Source organism: Streptomyces rectiviolaceus (assembly GCF_039533825.1).
Lineage (GTDB): Bacteria > Actinomycetota > Actinomycetes > Streptomycetales > Streptomycetaceae > Streptomyces > Streptomyces rectiviolaceus.
The window spans coordinates 1-6,211 of the sequence record NZ_BAAAUG010000124.1 but is presented as its reverse complement, the minus strand read 5'-3'; the positions used below and the strand labels follow the sequence as shown (position 1 = coordinate 6,211).

General features: G+C 72.2%; 6 protein-coding genes and 1 pseudogene. 3 read left to right on the top strand and 4 right to left on the bottom strand.

What is annotated here, in order from left to right; translation table 11 throughout:
- Nucleotides 1-545: aspartate/glutamate racemase family protein (locus ABD378_RS30685; RefSeq protein WP_344526089.1), on the top strand; the 545-nt coding region annotated here is incomplete at its 5' end.
- A gap of 117 nt (nucleotides 546-662) precedes the next feature.
- Complete coding sequence (locus ABD378_RS30680; protein ID WP_344526087.1) at nucleotides 663-1,709, top strand: glycoside hydrolase family 6 protein; 1,047 nt, start codon at nucleotides 663-665, stop codon at nucleotides 1,707-1,709.
- 37 nt (nucleotides 1,710-1,746) lie between these two features.
- On the opposite strand, the gene ABD378_RS30675 is transcribed toward ABD378_RS30680, so the two are convergent.
- From ABD378_RS30675 to ABD378_RS30660, 4 genes are all read right to left on the bottom strand, one after another.
- Entirely contained in the window at nucleotides 1,747-2,178 is a 432-nt protein-coding gene (locus ABD378_RS30675) for a RidA family protein (RefSeq protein ID WP_344526085.1), read from the bottom strand.
- 70 nt (nucleotides 2,179-2,248) lie between these two features.
- Entirely contained in the window at nucleotides 2,249-3,259 is a 1,011-nt protein-coding gene (locus ABD378_RS30670; protein ID WP_344526083.1) for a TolB family protein, read from the bottom strand.
- A complete protein-coding gene (locus ABD378_RS30665) occupies nucleotides 3,256-4,539 on the bottom strand; it encodes an MFS transporter (RefSeq protein ID WP_344526081.1) in 1,284 nt (427 codons plus the stop codon). Before ABD378_RS30665 ends, ABD378_RS30670 begins: the two co-directional genes overlap by 4 nt.
- A 9-nt stretch (nucleotides 4,540-4,548) precedes the next feature.
- Complete coding sequence (locus tag ABD378_RS30660) at nucleotides 4,549-5,505, bottom strand: metallophosphoesterase family protein (protein ID WP_344526079.1); 957 nt, start codon at nucleotides 5,503-5,505, stop codon at nucleotides 4,549-4,551.
- Nucleotides 5,506-5,725: 220 nt separating this feature from the next.
- On the opposite strand from ABD378_RS30660, the pseudogene ABD378_RS30655 reads away from it, so the two are divergent.
- Nucleotides 5,726-6,211 (top strand): annotated as a pseudogene (locus ABD378_RS30655) (hypothetical protein); the annotation flags it as partial.

The window sequence follows — 6,211 nt, the reverse complement described above, 5'->3', positions numbered from 1 at the left end:
TCGACACCCTGCGCGGACACCAGGAGCCGTACGACGCCGTGGTCATGGCCGGGTTCGGCGAGCACGGACGTGAGGGCGCCCGGGAGCTGCTCGACGTGCCCGTCGTCGACATCACCGAGGCCGCGGCCCATCTGGCCTGTCTGCTGGGGCGGCGGTACGGCGTCGTCACCACCCTCGACCGGGCGCGCGGCCAGATCGAGGACAGCCTGCACGCGGCGGGCGTCGCGCAGAACTGTGCCGCGGTCGTGGGCACCGGACTCGGCGTCCTCGACCTCGGGGACTCCGAGGTCACCGTCCGCGCCTTCCTCGCCGCGGCCGAGCGGGCCCGCGACGCGGGGGCCGAGGTCCTGGTGCTCGGCTGCGCAGGGATGACCGGGCTGCGGGCGAAGGTCGGCGCCGCCCTCGACATGCCGGTGGTCGACGGCGTGGCCGCCGCGGTGAAGCTCGCCGAGTCGCTCGTCGGGCTCGGTCTGACCACGAGCCGCACCGGCGGCTACGCCAAACCCCTGCCGAAGGCGCGCACTTGGGCGCCGCCGTCGGAGTGATTCTCCGGGTGAACTGCCGCAGGACCGGCGGTGCACGGGGCCTCGCGGGGGCCGGGCGACCGCAGACTCCGGGGAACGCGCCGGGCCCATCCGGTGCCGAGCAACTGGAGGTGCCCGGTGTCGCAGCCGCCCTTCCGATCACCCGGCCCGGCCCGTCCCCGACCCCGTGGCGCCCGCTCCCGCCCTGCCCGGCTTCTCGCCGCCGCGCTTGTGCTGAGCGCGGCGGCGTCCGGCGCGGTGCCCGAGGGCATGGCCGCCGCCGCGCACGCGGGCGAGGCCCCCGGCACCACCTTCTGGGTCGATCCGAACAGCGCCGCCGCCCACCAGGTCACCGCGTGGCGGAGCGAGGGCCGGACCGCCGACGCCCTGCTCATCGAGCGCATCGCCGGACGCCCCCAAGCCCTGTGGCTGAACGACCCGGGGCCGGGGCCCACGGTCCGCGCGGCCACGGAGGCGGCGACCGCGGCGGGGCGCACCGCGGTGCTCGTGGCGTACCACATCCCGCACCGCGACTGCGGTGACTACTCCGGAGGCGGGGCGGCGAGCGCGGCGGAGTACCGGCGGTGGATCGACGAGTTCGCCGCGGGCATCGGTGACCGTGCCGCGTACGTCATCGTCGAACCGGACGCCGTGGCGCAGAAGATCGCGGGCTGCGCGAAGGCCGACGCCCAAGAGCGGTACGGGCTGCTCGCCTACGCCGTCGACCGCGTCAAGGCGCGCCCGCACACCAAGGTCTATCTCGACGCGGGCAACGCCGGCTGGATCCCCGACGAGAACCGACTGGTCGACCCGCTGCGGGAGGCCGGGATCGCCCGGGCCGACGGCTTCGCGCTCAACGTCTCCAACTACCAGACCAACGAGGTGAGTTCGGACTACGGACACCGCCTCGCCGCGGCGCTCGGCGGAGCCAAGCACTTCGTCGTGGACAGCAGCCGCAACGGCAACGGCCCCTACACCGGCGGCGACGAGGCCTGGTGCAACCCGCCGGGCCGCGCCCTCGGATCCCCGCCCACCACCGCCACCGGCGACCCCGCGCTCGACGCCTACCTGTGGGTCAAGCGGCCCGGCGAGTCCGACGGAACCTGCCGGGGCGGGCCGAGGGCGGGGCAGTGGTGGCCGCAGTACGCGCTGGGGCTCGCGAGCAGGGCTCAGGGTCAGGACTAGGGTCAGGACTAGGGGCAGGACTAGGGCCGGGGCTCGCCTAGGGAGCGGTGAGCGGCTCCGGGACCACGGCCGTCGCGGTGATCTCCACCAGCTGGCCGGTGTAGCCGAGGCACGTCGTGCCCAGAAGGGTCGAGGTGTGCGGGCCCTTCGCCAGCAGGTCGGAGGCGCGGACGACCTCCCATGCCTCGCTCAGCGGGCCCGGCTCGTCGCTCACCACGTACACCGTGCTGGCCACCACCTGCGTCAGATCGCTGCCGATCGCGCGCAGGGCCTCGTCGAGATTGGCGATGACCTGCTCCGTCTGGCGCGCCACGTCACCTTCCCCGACGAGATTCCCCTCCGGATCGAGCGGCACCGAGCCCGCCATGAAGGCGAGCTTGGCGCCGGCTTCGACGAGGGCGGCGTGGGCGTATCCGGGCGGCGGGAAGAGGGTGGGCACGACGATGCGGTTGCGGTGCGTGGTGGTCATGGTTCTGATCCTGCGGGAAGCGTGCACCGGTGCGCATCCGAATTCCGCCCGGGTCGGCGCCAAAGACGTGTCAGCGCACCGCCGTCGGTGAAGTCCCGCCTCGTACAAGCAAGTTCGGCGTCCCTTTCCCGTCGGCCCTCGTCGTCCAGATGTCCTGCTTTCTGCCCTCCGCGCCCGGCAGGGCGTACGCCAGGGTGTCGTCGTCAAGCCATGCGGCCTGGTCGTCGACGTTGCGGGATTCGGCGAGGGGGTGTTCGCGCATCGTGCGGAGGTCGAGGACGTAAAGGCGCCAAGGGTCCGAACTCCCCTCCCTCACACGCTTCTTGAACGCCAGGCGGGTGTTGTCGGGGGAGAGCGAGGGGCACTCCACGTTCGTGCGCAGGGTGTGGGCCGCCCACTTCTTCATGTCGCCCTGGACGAGGTACGTCTTGCCCTTCGTCGAGACCGTCGCGTAGAAGCGGTTGTCGTCCTTGGCGAAGGTGACGCCCCAGTAGTTGACGTCGGGGGAGTGGTAGCGGCGGCCGTCGAGGGTGAGGGGGATCTCCTCCATGTTCTTGATCAGGTAGCCCGTGCGGGTGTCCAGGATCGAGGTGCGGGTGGAGAAGGACGAGCCCGCGTAGGAGTCCCCGGTCGCGAACATCGTCCAGGACAGCATCCGGCCCGACGCCGAGACCCGGGCCCGGTTGGGGATGCCGGTGAGCGCGATGCGGCGCTTCTCGCGCAGCTGCCGGTCAAGGACCAGGGCGTACGACTTGGGCGGGATGCCCGAGCGCCGCTGGAGGCAGAGTGCGGTGCCCGCGGCGGCGTAGAAGCGCTCGCAGGAGGGGCCGCCCGTGGTGCGGGGGCCTTTGCTGGGTGTGCTGCCGGTGCGGGCCACGCGGCCCGCGCCCGCTTCCGTGCTGCGGAAGTAGAGGTGGTCCGGGTCGAGTGCGAACTCCGAGGTGGCGGCGGTCGGTTCGGATCGGTCGGCCGCGCGCAGGGTGTAGGCGACGGCCACCGTCGCGAGGACGGCGGCGGCCGCGGCCACGGCGATGACGCGAGTGCGCAGGGAGAGTTGTGGGCGTGGGGTGTTCTGGTTCATGCCTGCCTTTCGTGCCGGGGGAGGAGCGCCGTCGCCCCCGCAAGGGCCGCCGTCAGTGCGAGCGCCGCGCAGGTCAGCGCCGGGCCGATGCCCCACAGCGTCCAGGCCGCACCGAACCCGGCGGCCGCGACAAGACGGGCCAGCGCCTGGCCCGTCTGCAGGACCGCCATGCCGCTGGCCCGACGGCCCGGCGGGAGCACCGGCGTGGCGAGAGCCATCAGGACGCCGTCGGTGGCCGCGTAGAAGATGCCGAGGAGCAGGAGTACGCCGATGAGCAGGGCCCATCCGTCGGCGGGGGAGAGCAGCAGGACGTATCCGCCGAGCAGCGCCACATGCCCGGCCAGGAAGGGGACGCGGCGCCCCGTGCGGTCGGCGAGACGCCCTGCGGGCACCGCGAGCAGCAGATAGACCGCGGCGGCGCCCAGCGGAAGCAGCGGGAACCAGCTCACCGCGAAGTCGAGCCGCCGCTGGAGGAGCAGATAGAGGAAGGCGTCGCCGATGGTAGCCGCGCCGAGGAGGGCGGTGGCGCCGAGGATGCGCCGGAAGACGGGGAGACGGAGAAGGTCAACCACCTTGTGGTGGTGGGGTGTTGGCCTCGCGTGCGGCGACGCGGGCGGCAGCGCGGCACCTTGCCCCGGCGGCCCGGCGCCCCGCCCCGGCACGAACGCGACCAGTATCAGTACGCCGAGCAGCCCGAAGCAGAAGCTGACCACGAACACGGCGTCGTACGCGTCCGCCGTCGCCCAGAGCAGCGCGAACGCGGCGAGCGGCCCGAGCAGCGCGCCCGTCGTGTCCATCGCGCGGTGCACGCCGAACGCCCGGCCGAGGGCGTCCGGCGGGCTGCTGAGCGAGATCAGCGCGTCGCGCGGCGCGGTCCGTACGCCCTTGCCGATGCGGTCCGCGGCGAGCGCCGCGCCGATCCCGGCCGTGGCGCCGCCCGCGAGGAGCAGGCCGAGCCGGGAGAGCGCGGAGAGGGTGTAGCCGCCGCCCGCGACGAGCTTGTGCCGCCCGCCGCGGTCGGCGGCGTACCCGCCGAGGAGTCGTACGAAGGCCGTGACGCCGTTGTACAGGCCGTCGAGGAAGCCGAACTGGAGGGGAGACAGGCCGAGTTGGAGGACGAAGTAGAGCGGGAGGACCGCCGTGACCATCTCGGAGGAGATGTCGGTGACCAGGCTGACCGCGCCGAGGGCCAGGACAGGCCCTGCGACGCGGCGACGCTTGGCCTTGGACTTGGGCTCGGCCTTGGCCTTCGCGACCGCGTCCGTTGACGCCAGATACATCTCGGCGGCTCAGCGGCAGTTGTAGGACGGGCTGCTGTCCTTCGTCGCGCCGTCCGTGCCGACGAGGTTCCAGGAGAAGCCGGTGTCGGTGAAGTTCAGCTTGACCACGCCAAACGTCTTGGTGATCCGCTTCTGGCTGTTGGGCTGGACTTCCTCGATCTTGTAAGGGTTGGCGCCGCCCATGCCGCCGAGCAGCTCGACGATGCCGTTGGCGTCGGCCTTTCCGTCCGGGTTCTGCGGCGCGAACCGCTCGTAGTGGTGATCGTGGCCGTTCATGACCAGCTCGGCCTTGTTGGCGTACAGGAGCTTCCAGATCGGCCTGCTGACCGGGTCGTTGCCGTGCTCGCCCGAGGAGAAGAGCGGGTGGTGCCAGTAAGCGGCCACGCACTTCTTGGAGTTGGCGGCGAGGTCGGCCTTGAGCCAGTCGATCTGTGCCTTGTCGTCGAAGCTGTTGGAGTCCAGGGCGATGAAGTGCCAGTTGTCCTTGTCGTAGCTGTAGTAGCTCTCGCCCTTGGGGTAGGCGACGCTGCCGAAGTAGGACTTGTAGCCCTCCAGGGGGCCGTCCGGGTCGTACGTCTCGTGGTTTCCCGGCACCGGGCGCGTCTTGTCCTTGAACGCGCCCCAGCTGGTGTCGTAGTAGTCCTCGAAGTCCTGCAGCCGGGCGTCGTCGTACTGGTTGTCGCCCATGGTCAGGACGTAGGACGGGTTGAGCTTCTCGACGAGCGCGGCGGTCTTGGGGTGCGCGCAGCCGCTGTCGTCCGATGTGCACTGTTCGGCGATGTCTCCGGCGGCCACCGCGGTGAAGGCCGCTTTCGCGTCCTTGCCGCTCGGCGCGGCGTCGGCCTCGTCGGCAGGGGACCAGAGGAGGACCCCGCCGACGAGCGCGAGCGAGGCGCCTGCTGCCAGCGGGATGGCCCAACGGGCCTTGTTCGTACGGGAGTTCATGGCGCGGGGGGTGGGCGGCATGTCCGTCTCCTAGATCGGCGTGGGGGGCCGTGAGCGGCGCGGAGGCCGGTCGCAGGCATCTTGTCGAGGGGGCATGTCCGCGTCAATAACTTCGGACGAATTATTGTTAGGAAAGTTTCCTACCAGCGTTCACCTCGGGACGGCCGACCGAGCGGCTGGCCTAGGCTGGCGTGCGGGAATGTCGTGCGAGTGACCGAGGGTGAGCGAGGTGGTGAACGTGATGGCTGGGGTTGCCGCGGCCACGGATGCGGATGCCACCGCCGTGCCTTCTGCGGGGCGGCTCGGGGAACTCGTGCGCTCCTGCGCCGCCGTCTTCCTGCCGGCCGAGGTGCCGCGGGAGGGGCGGCTCGCGTTCTGGGCACCGGAGGGGAGGCTGCCTGCCGGGCTCGCGGGGGGTGGGTTCGGGGGCTCGGGTTCCGGGGTCTCGGATTCCGGGGTCTCCGATGTGGACGGGCTTCCTCGCGATGGCGGGCTGCGCGGCGTGGGGCTTCCTGGTGCGGGCGGGCTGCCTGGCGAGGGGCTTCCTGGCGAGGGGCCTCGTGGTGCGGGCGGGCTGCCCACCGCCACCGAGGGTGAGATCGCGGTCGTACGCCCTCACGGCAAGGGCGTCCGTACGCGTACCGTCCCCGCGCTGATCCTGCCGGTGGCGGACGCCGCCCCGCTCCTGCTGCACGCCGGGCCCGCGCACCCCGCCGTGGCCTGCTGG